We start from the raw sequence: 20,284 nt of genomic DNA on the forward strand, positions 1-20,284 counted from the left end.
GGGTATGACTAAGCTTTCTGAAACTCTTCCCATTGAGCAGGCTCGTGAGCGTCTGCGCGAATTGATTATGGACCTGGCTGTTGTGCGCGGCAAGGTGACTCTGGCATCCGGTAAGGAAGCGGATTACTATGTTGATCTGCGCCGTGTGACCCTGCAGCACGAGGCTTCTGCCCTGGTGGGTCAGGTCATGCTGGACCTGCTGGATAAGAACGGCATTGAGTTCGAGGCTGCCGGCGGTCTGACCATGGGTGCTGACCCGGTGGGTACCGCTATTATGCGTGCGGCTGCCGCTCAGGACCGTGCGATTGACGCTTTCGTGGTGCGTAAGGCTCAGAAGTCCTACGGTATGGGTCGTCAGGTTGAGGGCCCGAGTGTTGAGGGTCGCCGTGTGGTTGCTGTGGAGGACACCTCCACCACCGGTGGTTCCGCTCTGACCGCTGTTGAGGCTCTGCGCAAGGCGGGCGCTGAGGTTGTGGCTGTTGCTGTGATCGTTGACCGTGCAACCGGTGCTAAGGAGCATGTTGAAGAGGTCGCCGGCGTGCCCTGCTTCTACGCTTACTCCAAGGATGATCTGGGTCTGGATTAATCTCTGCCAGCAGTGACTATTCTTCTATAGCGCGAACGCCCGTGTACCATGAGAATGGTGCGCGGGCGTTGTGCTGTCGTTGATTCCGCGTGTATGTGAAAGGTTTCTTAATGTCTGATTCCACCCGACCCGCTGCTGATTCTGCCGCTTTAAGCCAGGTACAGGTACCCGAGGAGGCTCGCGCGCAGCCCTGGGATGATACCGATATGCCCGGCACTGCCCGTTTTGAGGTGGGCGTGGGCCCCTGGGAGGGCGAATGGCCCGAGGGCGATCACTGGGATGAGCAGCTGCTGCGTGAGGGCGACCGACGCAATGTGGTGGATAAATACCGCTATTGGAGCATGGATGCGATTATTGCCGATTTGGATACGCGCCGCCATGATTTCCATGTGGCGATTGAGAATTGGCAGCACGATCTGAATATTGGCACCGTGGTGCGCACCGCGAATGCCTTTTTGGCCAAAGAGGTGCACATTATTGGTCGCCGCCGCTGGAATCGTCGCGGTGCGATGGTGACCGACCGCTATCAGCATGTGCGTCACCATCCGAGTATTGAGGATTTTGTGCAGTGGGCGCGGGGTGAAGGTCTGGAGATTATCGGTATTGATATTTTCCCGGATTCGGTGCCTTTGGAAACTTATGACCTGCCGAAGAATTGCGTGTTGGTCTTTGGCCAGGAGGGTCCGGGTCTATCCGAGGAGATTCACGAGGCGGCTCGTGATACTCTCTCCATTGAGCAATTTGGTTCGACCCGTTCTATGAATGCGGCGTCCGCAGCGGCGGTGGCTATGCATGCCTGGGTGCGTCGCCATGTCTTTAATCAGATTCCTTAGTGCCGCCGCGATATACCAGGATTATAGATAATCGGTTATATAGCTATATACATATACCCCGGTATTCCTTGTACATCAAGGAAATACCGGGGTATATGCTGCTTAAAGGTATATATCTAAGGGTTGGTTCTGCTTAGCCGATGGGCACGCGAACATTTACCAGGGAGTAGAGGTCCTTGGGGTCGTCCGGGCTTGCCACCAGGTCAATGAACTGCTGCAGATCGGTGCCCTGGGTTGCCGCGCGAGCGTAGCGCAGGCCGGAGAAGTCAGCGATTGCAAAGCCCACGGAGTCGAAGAGGGTGATCTGCTCATCAGAGGTGCGACCTGCCTCTTCACCGGTGAGAACCTTCCAGAACTCGGTCACGGGGAAGTCGGGATCCTTCTGCTGAATCTCACCCTCAATGCGGGTCTGCGGGGGGAATTCCACAAAGACGGTGGAGCGGTCCAGAATTTCGCTCTCCAGCTCGGTCTTGCCGGGGCAGTCGCCACCAATAGCGTTAATGTGCACGCCGGGCTTGACCTGGGAGTTGAGCAGTACCTTCGCCTGCTGCTTATCAGCGGTGCAGGTGGTAATAATATCGGCGCCCTCAACAGCTTCGTCCACGCTGGAGCAAATCTTAATATTGAAGCCCAGGGGCTCGAGGTTGCGGCGGAACTTCTCCATAGCTGCCGGGTCAACATCGTAGACAGCCAGGTCTTCAATGCCCAGTACCGAGCGCATACCCAGCGCCTGGAATTCGGACTGGGAGCCGGTGCCGATCATTGCCATCTTCTTGGAGTCCTTGCGTGCCAGGTGCTTAGCGACCATGGCGGAGACGCCCGCGGTGCGCAGCGCGGTCAACAGGGTCATTTCTGCCAGGAAGACGGGGTAGCCATTGTCCACATCTGCCAGCAGACCGAATGCGGTCACGGTCTGGAAGCCGCGTGCGGGGTTGGAGGGGTGGCCGTTGACGTACTTGAAGGAGTAGGTCACGTTATCGCTGGTGGGCATCAGCTCAATCACGCCGAAGGGGGTGTGGGAGGCGACGCGCGCGATCTTATCGAAGCTCTGCCACTTCTTGAAGTCTTCTTCGAGGAAGCCGACCATGCCTCCGATAATATTTTCAACGCCGTCCTTCTGGATCCACTTCGCCATGGATGAGACGTCGACGAATTCTACGAGGTGTTCAGTCATGATTCTCCTTCGTGCTTGGGGGCGGGAACTCCGGCGGTAACCCAGCCCACATTTAAGTATACCTATGTGGTGTGCCTACGGACTATAAATTTTTGCCGAATCCTGAAAGCCTATGCGCTCTGTGCATATTGAGCCCTGCGCGTTCGGCGAGATGCACACAGAAATCTAAAGAGGGGAGTGCGTGTGCATCGCAGGGATCCACCCGCACTCCCCGTATCAGACCCGTCTAAGCCTAGGACTTAGAACCTTCTGCGGGGTCAATATAGCCATCGCCGTTTTCGTCCAGCTCGCTAAGGTTAATGTGAACCTTCGGTTCGGCAACCAGCTTCTTGACCACGGGGCGCTGAGCGATAATGGGCACGGCGCCGGTGTAGCCTTCACGCACACGAGCCACTTCGTTCACGCGATCGCGTACCTGGTACCAGCCGATAATCAGCAGCGGAATAACAACCAGCAGCGAGATCAGGGTCCAGCGACCGATCGGGTCATCCATGTACATGAGGATAATCACGACCGCCAAGAAGCCCATGACCGACCAGTCGGCAAAGCGACCACCGCGCGCACGGTATGCGGGGCGAGTGTACTTGCCTTCCTTCACCAGCTTGAGGAACTTCTGGTGAGACATGGCAATAGCAGCCCAGGATGCCATGGTGCCCACCGCGGCAATATTGAGCACAATCTCAAATGCCTGAGCGGGAACAATGAAGTTCAGTACCACACCGAAGAGACCGACTGCACCGGTGAGCAGAATACCTGCAACGGGCACACCCGACTTAGACACAATGGTGGTAAAGCGCGGTGCGGAACCGGCAACACCCATGGAGTGCAGAATACGACCGGTGGAGTACAGACCTGCATTCAGCGAGGATGCTGCGGCGGTAATAACCACCAGCTGCATAATCACATTGGTGCCGGGAATACCGATCTTGTCGAAGAAGGTCACGAAGGGCGACTCGGAATCTGCGTAAGCGGTGTAGGGCATCAGCAGGCAGAGCAGCACCACGGAACCCACGTAGAAGATAGCGATACGCCAGATCACGTTGTTAATGGCGCGGGGGATAACCTTTTCAACATTCTGGGTTTCGCCCGAGGTGGTGCCCACCAGCTCAATACCGGCGTAGGCGAACACAACACCCTGGACCACGATCAATGCGGGCAGCAGACCGTTGGGCAGCATGCCGCCTTCGGAGTTGGTAATCAGGCTAATACCCGGCTGCACGCCGTCGATGGGCTGACCGAAGATCAGGTACCAGATACCGATGAGCATAAAGGCGCTCAGTGCCAGAATCTTAATCAGTGCGAACCAGAATTCCAGCTCACCAAAGAGCTTAACGGAGACCAGGTTCAGCGCCACGGTAATGATCACCACGATAAAGGCGGTGACCCACTGGGGCAGGTCGGCAAAGAATTGGTTGTATCGACCGAACCAGTTGATGTAGATGGCGATTGCGGTGGCGTCAGCAACGGCGGTCATTGCCCAGTTGAGCCAGTAGAGCCAACCCGAGACGAAGGCAGCCTTTTCGCCGTAGAATTCGCGAGTGTAGGAGACGAAAGAGCCCGAGGAGGGGCGGTGTAGGATCAGTTCGCCCAGGGCGCGCAGAATCAGGTATCCGAAGAAACCACAGACGGCGTAGATGACGGCGAGCATGGGGCCGGCGTCCTGCAAGCGACTACCGGTTCCCAGGAACAGGCCGGTACCGATGGCGGAGCCGATGGCAATCATCTGCAGCTGTCGGGCACCCAGGCCCTTGTGGAAGCCCTCCTGCTCGTGGGCGAAGGGGTCGTTGGAGACCGCTGTCGGCGGCTTTTCGTGCGGGTTCGCGCTCATTGCTGACCTCGTTTCTTATGCGTCGGGGGTATGATTCACCTGCCGTCAGGGGTGGTTGAATCTGCTTCCTTGTCTGCGGCAGACACCAGCTTCACTGTGGTATCTGCCACGAAATACATTCTGAACTATAGCAGGCTTTGGTGAAAATATAAGCCCTGTCGGTGATATTTTTCCGAATGTATAGTGATGCATATCCTGTATATCTGGATATTTCCCCTAGAAAATCAATACTTGAGAGTGTGTGAGCTGAGTCTAAGATGAAAAATATTTCAGATTGTGGCGCGATACCGGAAGAGCTAAACCCTCTATGTTATAGGTCCTTAATATCCAGATAGTGGATACCTTCCCGGCACTCTCACCGGTCTGTGGGAATACGTGGGTTTAATGTTCAACCCCACACCCAGAACGTGGCTTTGGGTGGGATTGTGTGCGTTTTAATCCTGGAGTATGAGAGGACAGGCTCTTAAAGGCTCAAAATATCATCCTCTGGTATGAGGTTTTGAGGCTGTGCGCTTGAGATGATGGAAGAGTCATGGGATGAGGGGCTTGAAGAACTGGAATGGGTAGCTGGTTAATTCAAGCCCCTCGCGTATTCCGTTCATGAACGCATGAAAGGTGTGTAGCAATGGTTGCTTTTTCTTGGTCTCGCTTGCTCTCAGCGGGTCTGCTGGTCATGGCATTGTCAGCCTGTGGCTCGTCGAATTCATCGCACTATGAGCTACCGAATCCTGAGCCCCTCAAAGAAGTCGCTGCTGAACCTATTGAGGGCACTGCCTATATTGATTCGGTGAATGAACTCTTTAGGATTCCCGATAGTGTGAATAAGGCGATGTACCGCGTGACTCTTGATTGCATGGTGCAGCGAGGTTTTCCAGCACGTTCTCTATATCCTTTTCCTCATAACCAATCCCTTGGTGTGGGTGAGGGGTTCACTGTGGAGGTGGCGCGTGAACACGGCTATGCGTACCCCAAACAGGCTAATCAGCCCACAGAGGAAGATTTTGCGGGTATCCCGGATGAAGAATTGAGGGCTTTGCATACTCGCTTGGATCAATCCGGTGAGGTGGCGGGAAGTGAGGGCTGTTTGAATATTGCCCAGTCGAAGGTTATTGGTTCCGATGATGACTATCGTGTGCTCTTTTATTCGCAAAAGAATCTGCTGGGGTATACCAATGGGACTACCTTTGATGCGCGTCTGAGTGCCAAGGAAGAAGAATGGGCAGTCTGTATGCAGGATCGTTTTCATCGCAACGCTTCCGAGGGTATGACTCTCTATGTTATCGAGGCGGAAAAGGCGGAGAACTCCCATGAGTTGGCTATTGAGGACGCCACCTGCCGTGAAACTGTTGGATATTCCACCTATTACCGTGATGTAATGAATGGTTATATGAAACAATTCTTGGATGATAATCAGGGTTTGGTGGAAAATGTAACTCAGGTTAAGAAGAAAGCAGACGAACGCGCTGTAAATATTCTAAATTCTATATCCTAGTGGGCAATAATGCGTGTGTCCGAGCAATGGTGCTCGGGCACCGGGAGGGGTGTATTCACGCCCCTCCCTTTACTGTTCAGTGAGGGTATTTTAACGTTTTGATAACAATATGGGCAGAAAATTGATAATACTGCTTGTCCTATAGTGTGTGCATGGTAGTATATGAATACCATATTTACTTAATTCTTCCGGAATATATATTAGGTGAAAGATTGATAAAGCATGCAACATGGTGTGAAAACCTTTTCTATTGCAGTCGCACTTTCGGTGGCTCTTGTGGGGTGTTCGGCTTCTGTACCTTCGTCTACTTCCTCGAGTAGTGATGGGCCTGTTGTTCCTGCGACTCAGGTGGATGACCAAGCGGTTCTGAAAGTCGACAAATTAGTTGCATTTTCAGATGTGGAACGCAAAGCTTACAATAAAGCCGCTCAAGACTGCATGGTGCAGCACGGTCACGCTCCACGCGAAAACTACCCGGAACTTAGTCTGCGTTCCGTGCGTCAGTTGGTCATCCCCCGCGCCCTGAGTGTGGAGGAAGCGCGAACTTATGGATACATTAGTTCCACAGAACAAAAACGTGGAGAAAATGGTACGCATAGTGTTCGTGAAGTTGAGCTGAGTGAAGCTGAATATAAAGATTTTGCAGCAGGTTCTGAAGGTCAAGACAATTCCTGTCAGGCTCAAGCATTAACTCGAGTCTATGGTAATGAGGAATTGTGGAAAAACTATATGATTCTTGATAGTTACATTCTTCCCTATGTTAGTGCGTATCTTGACTCTTCCTCATATTCTGGTATAAATCGTCAATGGTCTGAATGTATGAAGAGTAAATCATATGATTATTCCAGCCCCGGTGCTGCTATTAGATCTGCTACCAATGCAAAGAATACTCAAGAGTTGGCAATTGCAGACACTCAATGTCGCGAGGGTGTGAAGTATGAGGAGAATCTTCATGAAGGTCTCAACGCGTATATGACCACCTTCCTGAATGAGAATCAGGGATTGATGGATCAGGTAGCTCAGGCGAAGAAGAATGCTGAGGCTAATGCTCCGAAGATTCTGGATGGTACCGTCTCGTAGGGTAGACGGGTTCGGTAACCTCTGGATAATCGGGTTATAGATCGTGAGGGGAGGGGTGTATCTACACCCCTCCCTGCGCCTGTGTCAGTGTAGAACTGCTGTATCGAAAAGTTCATTTATATGAGCTGTGCCATATTGTGTAAAATTTTCCACACTATGTTCCTTGACACATTGCAGGGTTTCTATATAAGCTGAAGACAGCTTCACATAGATAGTGAAGTTACTTTAGATAGTGCTGAAGAATAACACTCGAACTCAAAGATAGAGGTAAGATTGATGTTTTTCCGTAAGATTGCTACCGGTGCCTTGGTTTTGGGTGCCGTGCTGTCCATGTCTACTCCTGCTGGTCAGGCGCGTGATTTGCCTATCAATGATGCTAAAGCAATGACTGGTAATTACCATTGCTGGCAGGATCGTACGGTATGTATCTGGACTGATCCCTATTTCCGCGGAGATTCTCAGACTATTAGCGGTTTTGATCATTACCGCGATTTGTCGCCCTTCTTGCACGATAAGGCTTCGTCATGGATGAATATGAATTATTCGACTCGCATGTATCTCGGGGAATGGGTGGGAACCTTCTGGGATCCGCACTATAAGCTGGTTCGTGGTGCTTATCTTGAGCCTCAGCAGGCCGGTACTAATCTTGCGGATGATAAATTCGATAATAAGGCAGATTTCCTGGCGCGTGAAGATTGGGCGGGTCTATGGTAAAGAATAAAACGTTTCTGGGATGTGTAGGTGTTATTGTACTCGCCCTTTCAGCGTGTTCTGCCCCTAGTGGTGTATCTCATGATGCTTCTCCTGAGAGTTTTCAGATTGCCGATATGGGTTCGATACATAAGGCGGACGCAGTTGATCATCAGGCTGTGGAGAAAGTGAATGACATTGTTCTCCCGCCTGAGCTAGTAACTAAAGCTCTACAAAAATCGGCGGGTTCCTGTATGGTGAGCCGGGGACATGTTCAGCGTGACTGGTATTATATGCCTCGTTCGGAGTCTGTTCGGGATATTGTTGTTCCGGTTCCCCTGTCTATTGAAGCTGCTCGCGATACTGGGTACAACTCTCTTAAGTCTATGCGGGCTGGCGAGCGGGAGAAGGAATATGCTTTCTCTGATGCTGAGGCTAAGGATTACTATGGGTATGAGGGTGGTAATTCATGCCAGGGACAAGCGTGGGATAAGGTCTTTGGTGATAAAGAGTTATCTGCCCTTTATTTTCAGACGGCGAAATATATGCTTCCGTATGTCAATGCTGCCATTACTTCTGAAGAAGCGGTTGCTATTGATAATGAGTGGTCTACCTGTATGAAGGATAAGGGGTATGACTATTCGAGTCCGAGCAAGGCCATAGTGTCTGTTGCGAATAAGCCGGAGTCTCAAGAGGTTGCTATTGCTGATGCGACCTGTCGTGATCAAGTGCGTTTTGAAGAGCGCACTGAAGAGATTTTGGATGCGTATATGACGACCTTTCTGAATGATAATCAGGCTCTGCTGGAGCGTGTGGCTCAGGCGAAGAAGAATGCTGAGGCTAATGCTCCGAATATTCTGGATGGTACCGCCTCGTAGGGTAGACGGGTTCGGTAACCTCCGGATAATCGGGCCGTAGTGCGTGAGGGAAGGGGAATTATTCACCCTTCCCTCACCCTGTGTTCCACATGAAAAATCATCCTTAAGTATGAGAAAAATAGCTGCACAAGCCCCAGCCCACCTGGCATACTGGATATACAAGTGGTACCCACCACACACCACAGCGTAGTAGTTCGCCGTTATACCTCAAGGAGAGACAATGGCACAGCTCAAACAGCTCAGCCGCAAGGCATGGGTCTACATTACCATCGGCGCCCTGATCCTCATCACCGCCGTCACCCTCTGGAGCGCCCAAAGCTTTAAAACCACCGCCCAAGCAGCCGCCGAAGCGAAGCCCCCCGCCTCCAGCACCATTACTGCGCGCGTCACCAGCGAAAAATTACGCACCACCACCGCGCTACGCTGCACCGCAAGCTACGCAACCACCAAAGCTCTGAACTACGCCGGGCACGGCACCCAATACACCGCCATTCACGTGAAATCCGGTCAGGAAATCACCAACGGCACCCTCATCGCAGAGGTCAACGGTGCACCCCTCTACGCCATTACCGGCTCCTTCTCCTTCTACCGTGATCTCTCCATGGGAGACACCGGCCCCGACGCCGCCATGCTCAACACCGCCCTGACAAACCTGGGCCGTATGAATAGCACCGCCGGGGAAATCACCGAAGACACCTACCGCGCCCTGAACTCCATGTTCTACCTGGACGGCTACGGCCCGATTGATAGTGAAAGCCCCATCCCCGCGGACTACTTCACCGTGCTCTCCGCCCCCGCCAAGGTAGCCGGTACCCCGCGCGGCCCCGGAGCCGTGAGCGAAGGCTCCATTGCCGACCTGGTTGAAGGCGCCAAGAGCGTACAGTGCACCAGCCCCGCCGGAACCCTCACCCCCGAAGCAAAGAGCGGCCAGAAGGTCACCATTCCCGCCCTGGGCGATGAAGAATATGTGGGCACTCTGATTTCTCATGAGAGTAAGAGTGGCCAGGGCGGTAGCGCCGGCTCGGCAGCCCAGTCTGAACGATCCGCAGCGGGCTCTTCGAGCACTCAACCCGAGCGCTATATGCTGGTCAATGTGGGTGAAAAAGCCGAAAAACTCACCACCAGTGTGACCGGTGAACTGATCCTGGAAGAAACCCCCGAGCCGCAAACCGTGGTGCCCGCAGCCGCCCTCTTTACCAAAGACGGAAAGACCCATGTGATTCGAATCCGTGACGGCAAAGATGAAGAAATTCAGGTGCGCGTGCTCATTAATAGCAGCGGTAAAAACTCCGTCTCCGGAGATATTCACCCCGGCGACACGGTCAAGATTGTGCGAGAAAGCCGTAAATAATGAGTGCCTATAGTGTTCAAGCGCAAAACCTGAGTAAAAGCTTTACTCAGGGAGATAGCACTATTAGTGTGCTCAAAGACCTCTCGGTCAATATTGGTTACGGCGAAGTGGTCGCTATTTTAGGTCCCTCCGGTAGCGGTAAATCCACCCTGCTGAATATTCTCGGTCTGCTATCTGAAAGCGACACCGGATCCTATATTCTCAACGGTCAGAATACCGCCGAACTCAGCGCCGTTCAGCGCGCCCAGCTGCGCCTGCACCGTATCGGTTTTATCTTTCAGGCATTCCACCTGATCGACCACAAAAGTGTTCGTAAAAATGTGGAACTACCCCTGGAATATATGGGACTCAGCCGCGCCGAAAAAACCCGACGGGTAGACGCCATTCTGCAGCGCCTGGGGCTGACCCACCGTGCCGAAGCCAGCATTAAAACCCTCTCGGGCGGCGAGAAGCAGCGTGTAGCTATCGCGCGTGCCTTTATCGCCGAGCCAACCCTGCTACTTTGCGATGAGCCCACCGGCTCCCTGGATGAAGAGCTCACCCAGGAGGTTATTAACCTGCTGCGCGAGTTCACCGGGCAGCAGCAGAGCACCATTGTGGTCACGCACGACCCGGTGGTTGCCGCTCAGTGCGATCGCGTGCTGCGCATGCACGAGGGTCGCCTGGCGGAGGACTATTACACCGAGCGTGCGGGGCAGCAGGTCTCTTCTACCGTAGCTAAAAAGGTTCATGTGGAGGAAGCTCCCACAGATCAGATTCCGTTAAGGGAGATATTAGCTGCTGCGTATTCTATGCCTATGCCGTATGGTCGTGTCGAGAATTATCAGGTGGCACACACTGATACTCGCGTTGTACAGCAGCACGCGGTACAGAACCTGCCCTCAACCCCCTGGTGGAGGGTCAGCTTGAGCGAAGCCTGGGACGCCACGGTCCACCGCGTGCGTCGTAATCTTTTCACCATGCTCGGCGTGATCTTGGGTATTGCCTCCCTGGTGCTCACCGTGGGTCTGACCGCGACCATTTCCGGTCAGCTGGCGGAAAGCTTCGATGTGTTCCGTGCCCGCCATCTGGTTATGACCGATACCCGTAAAGAAGCCCCCACGCGCAGCCAGCTGCTGGAGCTTAGCCGCAGTGAAGGCTATGAGCGGGTGCATCAGCTCAATGGTGTAACGGGTGTGGCTCTTTTGAATCAGCTTTCCGAGGGCTCCGATATTCAAAACGGTCCCGATAATTTCGGTGAGCGTTCCGTCAATGTCACCGCCAGCGTACTGGGTGCAACCCCCAATGTTTTTGAGGTGGAGGGTCACACCCTAACCTACGGCCGCGGCTTTGACGAGGGGCATGTGGAGCGCGGCGATAAGGTGGTTGTGGTCTCCGAGTCGGTTGCCAAGAAATTGGGCATTCCGCGTGAAGAGGGCATTAATGTCTATATTCAGGGCGATATGTTCCGCGTGATCGGCATTGTGCAAGAGAACCCCTCCATTGCCCTGAGCTACGGTGCGGTTTATATTCCTCTGGGTGTTAAACCCTCCACCATGGACGGCAATAGTTCCGGTGCTAAGCACACGCAGATTGTGATTACCACCCAGGCGGGTGCGGCAAATCAGGTGGCTGAAGAGGCACCCTACGCCCTGTCCCCGGAGAAGCCTTCGCGCTATACCGTGGGTGTGCCTCCGGAGCCTAAAACTCTGCGTGAGGCGGTAGATACTCAGCAGCGCACTATGCTGATTGCCATGAGTGTTATTACGCTGATTATTGGTGCCATGGGTATTATGAATACCTTCTTGGTGGCGGTGATTGAAAGGCGCCGCGAGGTGGGTCTGCGCCTTGCTCTGGGTATGCGCCCGGCGGGTATTTTGGTGCAGATTGCCGCCGAGACTCTGCTAACCAGTATTATGGGCACTATTTTCGGTATTGTGGTCGCGATTAATGGTATTTCCATTGTGTCGCTCATGAACCATTGGACACCGATTATTAGTACTGAGACCATTGCGAGCGGTTTTATTGCCGGGGCTGTGGTGGGTCTGCTTGCCGGTATTTACCCGGCGTTGCGCGCGGCGCGTATTGATCCGGCAACTACCCTGGCTGCCGGCTAAACCTACCTTTTAGTGTTTGGGCGACTTTTCCTTGGTGGGGCGAACTGTTATATCGCCCAAACGAGAAAAAGTCGCCCCAACCCGGTTAACCGTTCAGGGATTCTAGACGCTGCTGCTGACGCGCCAGCTTGCGCTCCAGGCGCCCCTTTTTACGTTTGAGCAGAGCCCAGGAGGGGGAGCGCCACCAGGTCTTTTTGGCAATATCAATCACCGAAGGGAGTTTCTTGGCTGCCAGTGCTTTATCGATATCCAGATCGGCGGCTCCCTCGGCGCGCATGCGTTCAATCAGGGCAAAGGCTTCGGCGATTTTTCCGCTACCGATCACGTGGTTATCCATACGCTTCTGCACGGCGGCTAGGCGCGCACGGGTTTGTTCTATATATGCCTGTTGACGTTCATTCTCACTGGACATGCGATTCCCTAAATATTGTCATAATGCCACTAAGACAAGTATGCCTGCTCACTTGAGATTGAGCACAATATAAGCCTGAAATTCGTGAAATTTCTTGGGCTGACGGCTCCGAAAAACTTTTCACCCTTGCTAAAATAAGAACTAAGGTACGCCTGAATCTGGCGTAACGTCAATCAGTGGCCGCGTGCGGCCAAACCCTCCCGCTAGGAGATAGCATGGCAATTGCAACCCCCGAAAAGTACGCAGAAATGCTGGACACCGCGAAGGCTAAGGGCTTCGCATACCCGGCAGTGAACGTGACCTCCTCCCAGACCCTGAACGCTGCAATCCGCGGCTTCGCAGAGGCTGGTTCGGACGGCATCATCCAGGCATCCACCGGCGGTGCCGCATTCTGGTCCGGCTCCTCCAAGAAGGATATGGTTGTCGGTTCCCTGGCATTCGCAGCATACGCACGCGAAGTTGCTAAGCAGTACGACGTGAACATTGCACTGCACACCGACCACTGCCCCAAGGACAAGCTGGAAGGCTTCGTTCTGCCCCTGCTGGCAGAGTCCGAGAAGGCTGTAGCGCGCGGCGAAGACCCCATCTTCAACTCCCACATGTGGGACGGCTCCGCTATTGCTCTGGACGAGAACCTGCAGATCGCTGCAGAGCTGCTGGAGCGCACCTCTAAGGCAAATATCGTGCTCGAGGTTGAAATCGGCGCTGTCGGCGGCGAGGAAGACGGCGTTGAGGGTGCAATCGACGACACCCTGTACACTACCGTTGAAGACGCTGTGAAGACCGTTGAGGCTCTGGGGCTGGGTGAGAAGGGCCGCTACATTGCAGCGCTGACCTTCGGTAACGTGCACGGCGTGTACAAGCCCGGTAACGTGCACCTGCGTCCCGAGCTGCTGAAGGAAATCCAGGAGGCTATCTCCGCTAAGTACGGCACCGCTGAGAAGCCCTTCTCCCTGGTGTTCCACGGTGGTTCCGGCTCCAGCGCTCAGGAGATCGCAGACGCTGTTTCCTACGGCGTGGTCAAGATGAACATTGACACCGACACCCAGTACGCATTCACCCGCCCCGTTGCTGGCCACATGTTCAGCAACTACGACGGTGTGCTCAAGGTTGACGGCGAGGTCGGCAACAAGAAGGCTTACGACCCCCGCGTATGGGGCGCTCTGGCTGAGGAGAGCATGGCAGCTCGCGTGGTTGAGGCTTGCCAGCAGCTGGGCTCCGAGGGCAACTCGGTTCGCTAAGTATAGACTCCTATAGTCTGATAAACACCCCGTCTATTTCTTCTGGGAATAGGCGGGGTGTTTTATATTCTGTGTTGAGGGTTGCTGCAGGGGAGAGCGGGTATCGGTAAATATTACGTCCTATGAAAATGTCTATCCCTGCACGGCGGGCAGATGCTAGGGTAGTAGATATAATAAGCTCGATGAAGGGATAGAAGAGCATGGCTAAGGTTTTGATTCTGGGCTCTAACGGTCAGATTGCTCAGCATGCGGTTCGCCTGATGGAGGCTCGCGGTGATGAGCTGACCCTGTACGCTCGTTCTAAGCATCGCTATGTGCCCGAGGGTGCACAGGCTATTAGTGCTGATGTGCTGGACGAAGCGGCTCTGCGCCAGGCCATTGCTGGTCAGGATATTGTCTACGCGAACCTTGCTGGTGAGATTGAGGCGCAGGCAAAGGCTATTGTGGCGGCAATGGACGCTGAGGGCGTTAAGCGTCTGATTTTCGTGACTTCTATCGGTATTTACGATGAGGTTCCCGGTGCTTTTGGCGAGTGGAATAACGCAATGATTGGTAGCGTGCTCAAGGACTACCGTAAGGCAGCCGATGTTATTGAGGCATCCGATCTGGACTACACTGTGCTGCGCCCGGCATGGCTGACCAATAAGGATGAGACCGTATACGGTGTGACTCACCGTCACGATCCTTTCACTAATACTGAGGTGTCTCGCCAGGCTGTGGCGGCACTGGTGCGTGATATTGTGGCTGATCCAAGCATTGGTTCTCGCGATAGCTTGGGTGTGCACAAGCCCGGTACTGAGGGCCCGAAGCCTTCTTTCTACTAAGATTTACTGAATCTGTCTAATAGATAGGGTGTTATACGGAGTTTGCTCCGTATAACACCCTATATGCATATATTGGTTTATTCTGATTTTGCAATCTGCCTATGGGTGAGTAAAATATTCATGGAGCTAATATTTCTCTGCTAATTTCTCACATTAATCCTATATTTTAGTGCATTGTAGTGTTTTTTGATATTATTTAATAGTATTTAGTGAAAAATCTATGTTTGCTGCCGTGTGATTAAAGGAGTACCTTAATTAAGTACATACACCACTTGGTGTATGTACAGTTCGGTATACAGACCCTGGACGGTCTGTCTACCTCGACCAGAGGAGTATGCCATGCATGCTTTGAAGTCCCTGTTCGCCGGCGCTGCTGCGGTAGCGCTGTTGTTGACCTCTGTTCCTCCCTCGTCCGCGGCTCAGTTCTATGACCATGCGGGGTATCAGGGTGAGAACTACGATTCCCGTGGTTCGAGTGTGTTCTACTTTGAGCACATGAACGACCGTATCAGCTCCATTCGTAGCTGGGGTGAGAATTATATTCTCTACCAGGACTACGGATACAGTGGTCATTACAAGGTAACCGGGCGCGACGACTACTATGATCTTTATTGGCATAATGGTGCCGATAATACCATTCTGTACGTTCCCTGGAATGATGCTATTAGCTCCGCAGCCCGCATTTGGGATCGCTAATAGAATGTAGCAGTCACTGATGATCTCTGGCGGTAGGCCGGTCTGTCGCCAGTCTTTAGAGTATATTTTGATTCAAAGTGGAGAAAATAATGAACATAAAAGGGTTATTAGTAATTCTTGCTTGCTTATCTCTGAGTGTTTCCGGGTGTTCATCTACCTTGCAGAAGGACTCAAACGCTAAAGCACATCTTGATTATGAAAATAGTCAAATTAGCACACCGGTTTTAGAATATGCAGAGTCTTCTATAGATCGCAGTGCGGAAACGAAAGCGCGCGATATTCTCCTATCCAAGTGCTTTAGAGATAATGGCGGAGAATATAAAATTCCGACAGGTAAAACTACCATATCTTCAACCTCACGTGACTACGGTGTGTGGAGTGTAGATTATACGAAGAAATACGGTCTGCATGAGCCCGAAACATTTGTTCCCGTTCAGAATGACTATGGGATTCTTGATAAGTGCCTAAAGCTTGTTAAGCCTCAGGTTGAAAATATTGGTGGTGTAGTTGACGCTCAGAAAGCAAAGCGTCCAACTATTATCAGAGAGCGTGCCTATCGTGCAGCAATGTCTGATTCCGAATGGAAAACAAACCGTGAGGCGTGGTGGACCTGTCTTGAATCTAAAGGGCTCTCTCCCCGCAAAGGTGAGAACGAATGGGGCACAGAAGAATCACTGAGCGCATACACCCGTAAATCTCCCTCAGATCCTGCCTCTGAAGAAGAAATTCGCGTGCTGACCATTGAGGCTCAATGCAATGAAGATACCGGTATGGCTCGTAATTTGGCGAATCTAGAAGCAGCCTATCAGATGCCCCTGATTCGTGAGCATCAGACCGAGCTGAATGATCTTAAAGAGCAGATTAAGGCTCGTACCGAGAAATTCCAGCGTTTCATTGCCGAAAACCAGTAAATACCATCATCAAAGCTCTCAACGGTGAGAGACATAGATCAGGGGCTGAATGCGATTAATTCGTACTCAGCCCCTGAACTTTAGAGGTTCATATAGACACCCAATTACTTAGAACCGCAGCCGCAACCACCGCAGCCACAGCCTCCACCGCCCTTAGTAGCAACAGAGCCGCTGGTCGGAATACCATCGCCGGTATCGCCACCCATGAGATTAATACGGTTACCAATAGCCGGACCCACCGCAGCATTCGCACGATCAGCCAGAGTTGCTGCAAAACCAGCAGGCTGCAGGCTCGGAACCGGCGAAGACTCCACAGCAGCACCGCCCGGACCACAGGCAGCAGCGGCAGCATTCGCCTTCGGCTGCTTGACCGTATGAGCCTTAGAGAAACGCTTAATCTGCTCGGCAGTCGGGTACATATACGAGACCTTAACCTCGCCATTGACCAGCATGAGCGGCAAAACCTCAATACCGGACATAGCAATCTGATCCGCCACCGGCTCGCACAGCTCAAACGCCGAAGGATAGGTATCTGTAGAGTACACCTCAATATCCACACCGGAATCCAGCGCCTCCTGAGCCACGCCCAGGAAGAAGCTACGCTCCATATCGTCGCGATCCTCAGGGTTCTCACCCGGACCGGGAATGAAAACCTCCAAGACGGTGCCTTCAGCATTATTCATATCGCCCACAGTGCCCACCTTTCATAACACAGCTTAATTGGTATATACCCTCCTATTTTAGACCCCGGTACACATCACTGCCCAGAGGCGCGCCCCATTATGCTCAGCGCAAGAGCGTAGAAGTTCCGTACCTTAGGCAATATGTTCAAATTCGCCCTCAAGGCTCCCCAGAGAGCCAATGCTACGGTAATCTGGAATACAAGAGATAAGGCGAAAACGCCTCGACACACCTCAAAGGAGTACAGAATGTTTGGTTTCGGTAAGAAGAAGGCAGCAGCAGAAGCACCCGCCACCGATATTTTCGTAGCCCCCGTAGCCGGCGAATACCTGCCCCTGGCAGAGGTCTCCGACCCCGTATTCTCCCAGGGCATGATGGGCGACGGCTACGCAGTCAAGCCCACTGCAGGCACCGTTGTAGCACCCGTTGCAGGCACCGTGGCACTGATCCAGGACACCATGCACGCATTCATGCTGCGCAGCGAAAACGGTGCAGAGGTGCTGGTTCACATCGGTATCGACACCGTTGAGCTCGGCGGTGAAGGCTTCACCCGCCTGGCAAATGTTGGCGACGTCGTCGAAGCTGGCGCACCCATTATCGAGGTCAACTGGGACGAGGTTGCACCCAAGGTTCCCTCCACCGAGACCATGGTCATGATTACCAACACCCCCAAGTTCAATATTTCCAAGGACTCCGACGCACGCCGCACCGTAGCAGCCGGTGAGCGCGTTGCAGAGGCATCCAAGAAGTAAAGATTCCCCGTAATCAACCCGAGGGCTTTGTGTAGCGTGTACGTTACACAAAGCCCTTTGGCGTACCTGCCCCGGTATACCCCAAAGTCGGGGATAAAGGTGTACAGCACAGAGCGAAAACTTGCCCAAAGACGGGCTATAACGTGGGCATTCCCCACCCAAAAACGATATGCTACTTAGAGCTAAGGTAAAGATTGAGCCAAGGCTCAAGCACGGACTCGTCTTCACCCGGCCCAACCACACTCAGCAACCGGATGGGAGAAACCCGCAATGAGTACACACACATCACTGACCCGCCGCCGCCTGATCAGCGCCGGAGCCGCAGCAGGAGCCATGACCGGCGTTAACCTGCTGGCAAGCCCAGCAGCACAGGCAGCAGAGAACACCGCAGCCCGCACCTTCATTAGCCAGGATGAATTCTTCATCGCCCACCGAGGCGCTGGCGACGTGAACCCCGAACACACCGCCTACGCCTACGCCCAAGCCATCAACCAGGGGGCACGCGCCGTAGAAATTTCCCTGCGCATTACCAAAGACAAGCAGCTAGTGTGCATGCACGACGCGAACCTCAAGCGCACCACCGGAATTAATAAGCGCGTGCAGGACCTCGCCCTCAGGGATGTGCAAAAATACACGGTGAATATGCGTACCAGCCTGGGTGAAAATAGCCCCGAGCCCATCATCCCCACCTTCGAAGAAGCCCTGGACGCTATTGACGCAGCTAACCCCAACACCGTGCTCTTTGTCGAGGCCAAGGACTGGCAGGCGCGTGAGCCCATGTACACCATTATTCAGCGCCGAGGCATTGCCCACCGCGTGGTCATTAAAATGTTCCGCAATGGTGACGGCGGCTTTACCCCCAATAGCTGGCCGCTGCGCCAAGCAAAGTCCAAGGGTATGCTCACCTGGTGCTATTTCAACGGTGAAGACTCCCGCGCGAATATTAAAACCATGCTTTCCAGCCAGAACGTGGACCTGGTCGGTGTGCCCTACTATGAGAGCGTGACCGGCGCTAGCAGCGGAACTATGCCGGAGCAGACCGTGCGCACTATCTGCCAGGACGCCCAGGCAGCGGGCAAGGCGGTCATTATTTGGGAAATTCACCGCCGCAGTGCCTACCACAAATACAAGCAGCTGGGTGCTCGTGGTTTTATGTGCCCCGATCCTCGTTGGGTGCAGGCTCTCTACGGCGATGGCACCCTGGCGTTCAACGGTACCCGCCAGCACGGCATGATCCCGGCGGAATTCTCCAATGCGAGCGATATGCCGCAGATTAAGCCCGGGTCTATTGTGCACAGCCAGCCGCACGATCAGTCGGTGCTGCTGGGCCCGGTAGTGGAATACACGCAGCTCAAGCGCTATACCCTGGAATTTAGTATGCGCTGGAATTCCTCCCTGCCCACCACCAATTGGCAGTACGGCTATATTGCCTTTGGCCGCCGCCATGACGGACCGATGGGTATTGCCGGTAAGTTCAACTCCGGCACCGCGGGTAGCGATGAATACGGCGGCTGCTATGTGCTCGCCATTCGCCCCGGGAACGTGGCAAAGGATGAGCACGGAAAATACGTTTCGGGAGATCTGATCCAGCTCATGCGTTATGAGCCCGGCCCCGCGTATCCGATTAAGACCACCGTGCTGACCACCCTGCGCCCCGCCAAGCCCTTTAAGGCTGGTCAGTTGATTAACGGCAAGATTATTGTGCGTGGCGATACCATTGTGGTGGATGTTGCCGGTGCGCGTTCCGCGGTGATTCACGATAGCGCTCATCGCGGTCCCTATGTGCATTTCGGCCGCTATCACGGCAATGCTGAGGGCGGACCCCTAGAGCTGACGCGTTTTATTGCGCGTGAGCCTTGGGCTTAGGCTTTTGTCTAGGCACTGTGTAACGTAGCTTTAAACCTCTGTGGGGTGTATGTTTCACGTGAAACATACACCCCACAGAGGTTTAAGTTTTATATTGCGCTCACTGAGCAGTTTTAGGCGGGCAGCATGGTCATGCATAGCTGCTGCAGATGCGTATGATTCACAGAGCTATCCAGAGTGGTGCGCACCAGATAGCCCTGCACAATGACCATAAAAGCATCGGCAATATCGGCGGTAAAACGATCCACTGTATCCTGAGTGGGTTCTTCAGCACTGTGCTCGCTCAATTTAATACGAGCCCAGGGTTCTACCGCGCGGCGAATATAGGTGCGCACGGTGGACATCATGGTACCGGTTAGCCCCTGGAGTTCCTCATTGCTGGCTGCTTCCAGACGTAGGCGGAGCACCGCGGCAAAGTTAGCGCGAATGGGTAGATCTGCCGAGGTATTCAGGATAATGCGCAAAATATCGCGCGGCGAGGGCGTATCCGGCAGATTATTGTAGATTTCTTCCAGCTCGTCCAGGCGCGACTCAATGGTGGCGGCAAAAATATCCGCTTTGCTGGCAAAGTGGGAGTAGATAGAACCCGAGGAGAGTCCCGATGCCTTAATAATGTCGCTCATGGAGGTCTGAGTGTAGCCATTGGTGGTGAAGCATTCAAAGGCTGCATCGGTGATTTGTTTGCGGCGGGCTGCTTTGGTGGCATCTGTAAGTCGAGGCATATATACAGGGTATACCTCTGCGGGTGGCTTGTCCAGAGGCAAACAAAATATCAAGTCTGTTTAATATTCTGTTTGTAGATCCACGGGGTGGTGGTCGATGATCTCGCTAGAGTGCCGAAGGGAGGAGGGGCGTAATGTGAGCTTATAAACAAAATATCTATTTTGTTTGTG

At 53.4% G+C, this 20,284-nt stretch carries 19 protein-coding genes; 14 read left to right on the plus strand and 5 right to left on the minus strand.

The window, feature by feature from the left end:
* Positions 1-4 precede the first annotated feature (4 nt).
* Both pyrE and Q4P78_RS00535 read left to right on the plus strand, forming a co-directional pair.
* The gene (pyrE, locus tag Q4P78_RS00530) at positions 5-586 is read left to right on the plus strand and encodes an orotate phosphoribosyltransferase (protein ID WP_303338356.1); all 582 of its coding nucleotides are present in this window, start codon (positions 5-7) and stop codon (positions 584-586) included.
* A 206-nt stretch (positions 587-792) separates the two neighbouring features.
* Positions 793-1,419: a TrmH family RNA methyltransferase gene (locus Q4P78_RS00535; RefSeq protein WP_303338565.1), complete on the plus strand. Its 627-nt coding sequence runs from the start codon at positions 793-795 to the stop codon at positions 1,417-1,419.
* A gap of 133 nt (positions 1,420-1,552) precedes the next feature.
* Here Q4P78_RS00535 and Q4P78_RS00540 read toward each other — a convergent pair whose 3' ends face one another.
* Positions 1,553-2,593, minus strand: coding sequence for an ornithine cyclodeaminase (locus Q4P78_RS00540; RefSeq protein ID WP_303338357.1), 1,041 nt, complete (start codon positions 2,591-2,593; stop codon positions 1,553-1,555).
* Between the two features lie 232 nt (positions 2,594-2,825).
* Entirely contained in the window at positions 2,826-4,421 is a 1,596-nt protein-coding gene (locus Q4P78_RS00545; protein ID WP_303338358.1) for an amino acid permease, read from the minus strand.
* A 625-nt stretch (positions 4,422-5,046) separates the two neighbouring features.
* On the opposite strand from Q4P78_RS00545, the gene Q4P78_RS00550 reads away from it, so the two are divergent.
* The 6 genes from Q4P78_RS00550 to Q4P78_RS00575 all read left to right on the plus strand — a co-directional run bounded on the left by Q4P78_RS00550 (position 5,047) and on the right by Q4P78_RS00575 (position 12,008).
* Entirely contained in the window at positions 5,047-5,913 is an 867-nt protein-coding gene (locus Q4P78_RS00550) for a hypothetical protein (protein ID WP_303338359.1), read from the plus strand.
* Positions 5,914-6,135: 222 nt separating this feature from the next.
* Entirely contained in the window at positions 6,136-6,993 is an 858-nt protein-coding gene (locus Q4P78_RS00555) for a hypothetical protein (protein WP_303338360.1), read from the plus strand.
* Positions 6,994-7,377: 384 nt separating this feature from the next.
* Complete coding sequence (locus Q4P78_RS00560; protein ID WP_303338361.1) at positions 7,378-7,707, plus strand: hypothetical protein; 330 nt, start codon at positions 7,378-7,380, stop codon at positions 7,705-7,707.
* Complete coding sequence (locus Q4P78_RS00565) at positions 7,701-8,561, plus strand: hypothetical protein (protein WP_303338362.1); 861 nt, start codon at positions 7,701-7,703, stop codon at positions 8,559-8,561. Before Q4P78_RS00560 ends, Q4P78_RS00565 begins: the two co-directional genes overlap by 7 nt.
* A gap of 220 nt (positions 8,562-8,781) precedes the next feature.
* Complete coding sequence (locus Q4P78_RS00570) at positions 8,782-9,912, plus strand: secretion protein HlyD (protein ID WP_303338363.1); 1,131 nt, start codon at positions 8,782-8,784, stop codon at positions 9,910-9,912.
* Positions 9,912-12,008, plus strand: a complete 2,097-nt coding sequence (locus tag Q4P78_RS00575) for an ATP-binding cassette domain-containing protein (RefSeq protein WP_303338364.1) — start codon at positions 9,912-9,914, stop codon at positions 12,006-12,008. The genes Q4P78_RS00570 and Q4P78_RS00575 overlap by 1 nt, the downstream gene beginning before the upstream one ends.
* A gap of 85 nt (positions 12,009-12,093) precedes the next feature.
* On the opposite strand, the gene Q4P78_RS00580 is transcribed toward Q4P78_RS00575, so the two are convergent.
* On the minus strand, positions 12,094-12,420 hold the full coding sequence (locus Q4P78_RS00580; protein ID WP_303338365.1) for a hypothetical protein: 327 nt from the start codon (positions 12,418-12,420) through the stop codon (positions 12,094-12,096).
* A gap of 215 nt (positions 12,421-12,635) precedes the next feature.
* On the opposite strand from Q4P78_RS00580, the gene fbaA reads away from it, so the two are divergent.
* The 4 genes from fbaA (at position 12,636) to Q4P78_RS00600 (ending at position 16,092) form a co-directional block, all read left to right on the plus strand.
* Positions 12,636-13,661, plus strand: coding sequence for a class II fructose-bisphosphate aldolase (gene fbaA / locus Q4P78_RS00585; RefSeq protein WP_303338366.1), 1,026 nt, complete (start codon positions 12,636-12,638; stop codon positions 13,659-13,661).
* A 200-nt stretch (positions 13,662-13,861) separates the two neighbouring features.
* Positions 13,862-14,485: an NAD(P)H-binding protein gene (locus Q4P78_RS00590; RefSeq protein WP_303338367.1), complete on the plus strand. Its 624-nt coding sequence runs from the start codon at positions 13,862-13,864 to the stop codon at positions 14,483-14,485.
* Between the two features lie 339 nt (positions 14,486-14,824).
* Positions 14,825-15,181, plus strand: coding sequence for a beta/gamma crystallin-related protein (locus Q4P78_RS00595; protein ID WP_303338368.1), 357 nt, complete (start codon positions 14,825-14,827; stop codon positions 15,179-15,181).
* 89 nt (positions 15,182-15,270) lie between these two features.
* On the plus strand, positions 15,271-16,092 hold the full coding sequence (locus Q4P78_RS00600; protein WP_303338369.1) for a hypothetical protein: 822 nt from the start codon (positions 15,271-15,273) through the stop codon (positions 16,090-16,092).
* A 104-nt stretch (positions 16,093-16,196) separates the two neighbouring features.
* Here Q4P78_RS00600 and Q4P78_RS00605 read toward each other — a convergent pair whose 3' ends face one another.
* The gene (locus tag Q4P78_RS00605; RefSeq protein WP_303338566.1) at positions 16,197-16,775 is read right to left on the minus strand and encodes an arsenic metallochaperone ArsD family protein; all 579 of its coding nucleotides are present in this window, start codon (positions 16,773-16,775) and stop codon (positions 16,197-16,199) included.
* Between the two features lie 246 nt (positions 16,776-17,021).
* Here Q4P78_RS00605 and Q4P78_RS00610 point away from each other — a divergent pair, with 246 nt between their 5' ends.
* Positions 17,022-17,525 (plus strand): PTS glucose transporter subunit IIA, encoded by a 504-nt coding sequence (locus Q4P78_RS00610; protein ID WP_303338370.1) that lies wholly within the window; start codon positions 17,022-17,024, stop codon positions 17,523-17,525.
* A gap of 270 nt (positions 17,526-17,795) precedes the next feature.
* Positions 17,796-19,391 (plus strand): glycerophosphodiester phosphodiesterase, encoded by a 1,596-nt coding sequence (locus tag Q4P78_RS00615; RefSeq protein ID WP_303338371.1) that lies wholly within the window; start codon positions 17,796-17,798, stop codon positions 19,389-19,391.
* A 113-nt stretch (positions 19,392-19,504) separates the two neighbouring features.
* Here Q4P78_RS00615 and Q4P78_RS00620 read toward each other — a convergent pair whose 3' ends face one another.
* Positions 19,505-20,113: a TetR/AcrR family transcriptional regulator gene (locus Q4P78_RS00620; protein WP_303338372.1), complete on the minus strand. Its 609-nt coding sequence runs from the start codon at positions 20,111-20,113 to the stop codon at positions 19,505-19,507.
* Positions 20,114-20,284: the final 171 nt, after the last annotated feature.

Origin of the sequence: Rothia sp. (in: high G+C Gram-positive bacteria) (assembly GCF_030540545.1) — a bacterium.
Lineage (GTDB): Bacteria > Actinomycetota > Actinomycetes > Actinomycetales > Micrococcaceae > Rothia.

Excerpts from the sequence above, each read along its gene's own strand:
- Q4P78_RS00550 (WP_303338359.1), top strand. The coding sequence starts at position 5,047 with ATGGTTGCTTTTTCTTGGTCTCGCTTGCTCTCAGCGGGTCTGCTGGTC.
- Q4P78_RS00620 (WP_303338372.1), bottom strand. The coding sequence starts at position 20,113 with ATGCCTCGACTTACAGATGCCACCAAAGCAGCCCGCCGCAAACAAATC.
- Q4P78_RS00595 (WP_303338368.1), top strand. The coding sequence starts at position 14,825 with ATGCATGCTTTGAAGTCCCTGTTCGCCGGCGCTGCTGCGGTAGCGCTG.
- Q4P78_RS00535 (WP_303338565.1), top strand. The coding sequence starts at position 793 with ATGCCCGGCACTGCCCGTTTTGAGGTGGGCGTGGGCCCCTGGGAGGGC.
- Q4P78_RS00590 (WP_303338367.1), top strand. The coding sequence starts at position 13,862 with ATGGCTAAGGTTTTGATTCTGGGCTCTAACGGTCAGATTGCTCAGCAT.
- Q4P78_RS00610 (WP_303338370.1), top strand. The coding sequence starts at position 17,022 with ATGTTTGGTTTCGGTAAGAAGAAGGCAGCAGCAGAAGCACCCGCCACC.
- fbaA (WP_303338366.1), top strand. The coding sequence starts at position 12,636 with ATGGCAATTGCAACCCCCGAAAAGTACGCAGAAATGCTGGACACCGCG.
- Q4P78_RS00570 (WP_303338363.1), top strand. The coding sequence starts at position 8,782 with ATGGCACAGCTCAAACAGCTCAGCCGCAAGGCATGGGTCTACATTACC.
- Q4P78_RS00600 (WP_303338369.1), top strand. The coding sequence starts at position 15,271 with ATGAACATAAAAGGGTTATTAGTAATTCTTGCTTGCTTATCTCTGAGT.
- Q4P78_RS00540 (WP_303338357.1), bottom strand. The coding sequence starts at position 2,593 with ATGACTGAACACCTCGTAGAATTCGTCGACGTCTCATCCATGGCGAAG.
- Q4P78_RS00560 (WP_303338361.1), top strand. The coding sequence starts at position 7,378 with ATGACTGGTAATTACCATTGCTGGCAGGATCGTACGGTATGTATCTGG.
- Q4P78_RS00555 (WP_303338360.1), top strand. The coding sequence starts at position 6,136 with ATGCAACATGGTGTGAAAACCTTTTCTATTGCAGTCGCACTTTCGGTG.
- Q4P78_RS00615 (WP_303338371.1), top strand. The coding sequence starts at position 17,796 with ATGAGTACACACACATCACTGACCCGCCGCCGCCTGATCAGCGCCGGA.
- Q4P78_RS00575 (WP_303338364.1), top strand. The coding sequence starts at position 9,912 with ATGAGTGCCTATAGTGTTCAAGCGCAAAACCTGAGTAAAAGCTTTACT.
- Q4P78_RS00565 (WP_303338362.1), top strand. The coding sequence starts at position 7,701 with ATGGTAAAGAATAAAACGTTTCTGGGATGTGTAGGTGTTATTGTACTC.
- Q4P78_RS00605 (WP_303338566.1), bottom strand. The coding sequence starts at position 16,775 with ATGAATAATGCTGAAGGCACCGTCTTGGAGGTTTTCATTCCCGGTCCG.
- Q4P78_RS00580 (WP_303338365.1), bottom strand. The coding sequence starts at position 12,420 with ATGTCCAGTGAGAATGAACGTCAACAGGCATATATAGAACAAACCCGT.
- Q4P78_RS00545 (WP_303338358.1), bottom strand. The coding sequence starts at position 4,421 with ATGAGCGCGAACCCGCACGAAAAGCCGCCGACAGCGGTCTCCAACGAC.
- pyrE (WP_303338356.1), top strand. The coding sequence starts at position 5 with ATGACTAAGCTTTCTGAAACTCTTCCCATTGAGCAGGCTCGTGAGCGT.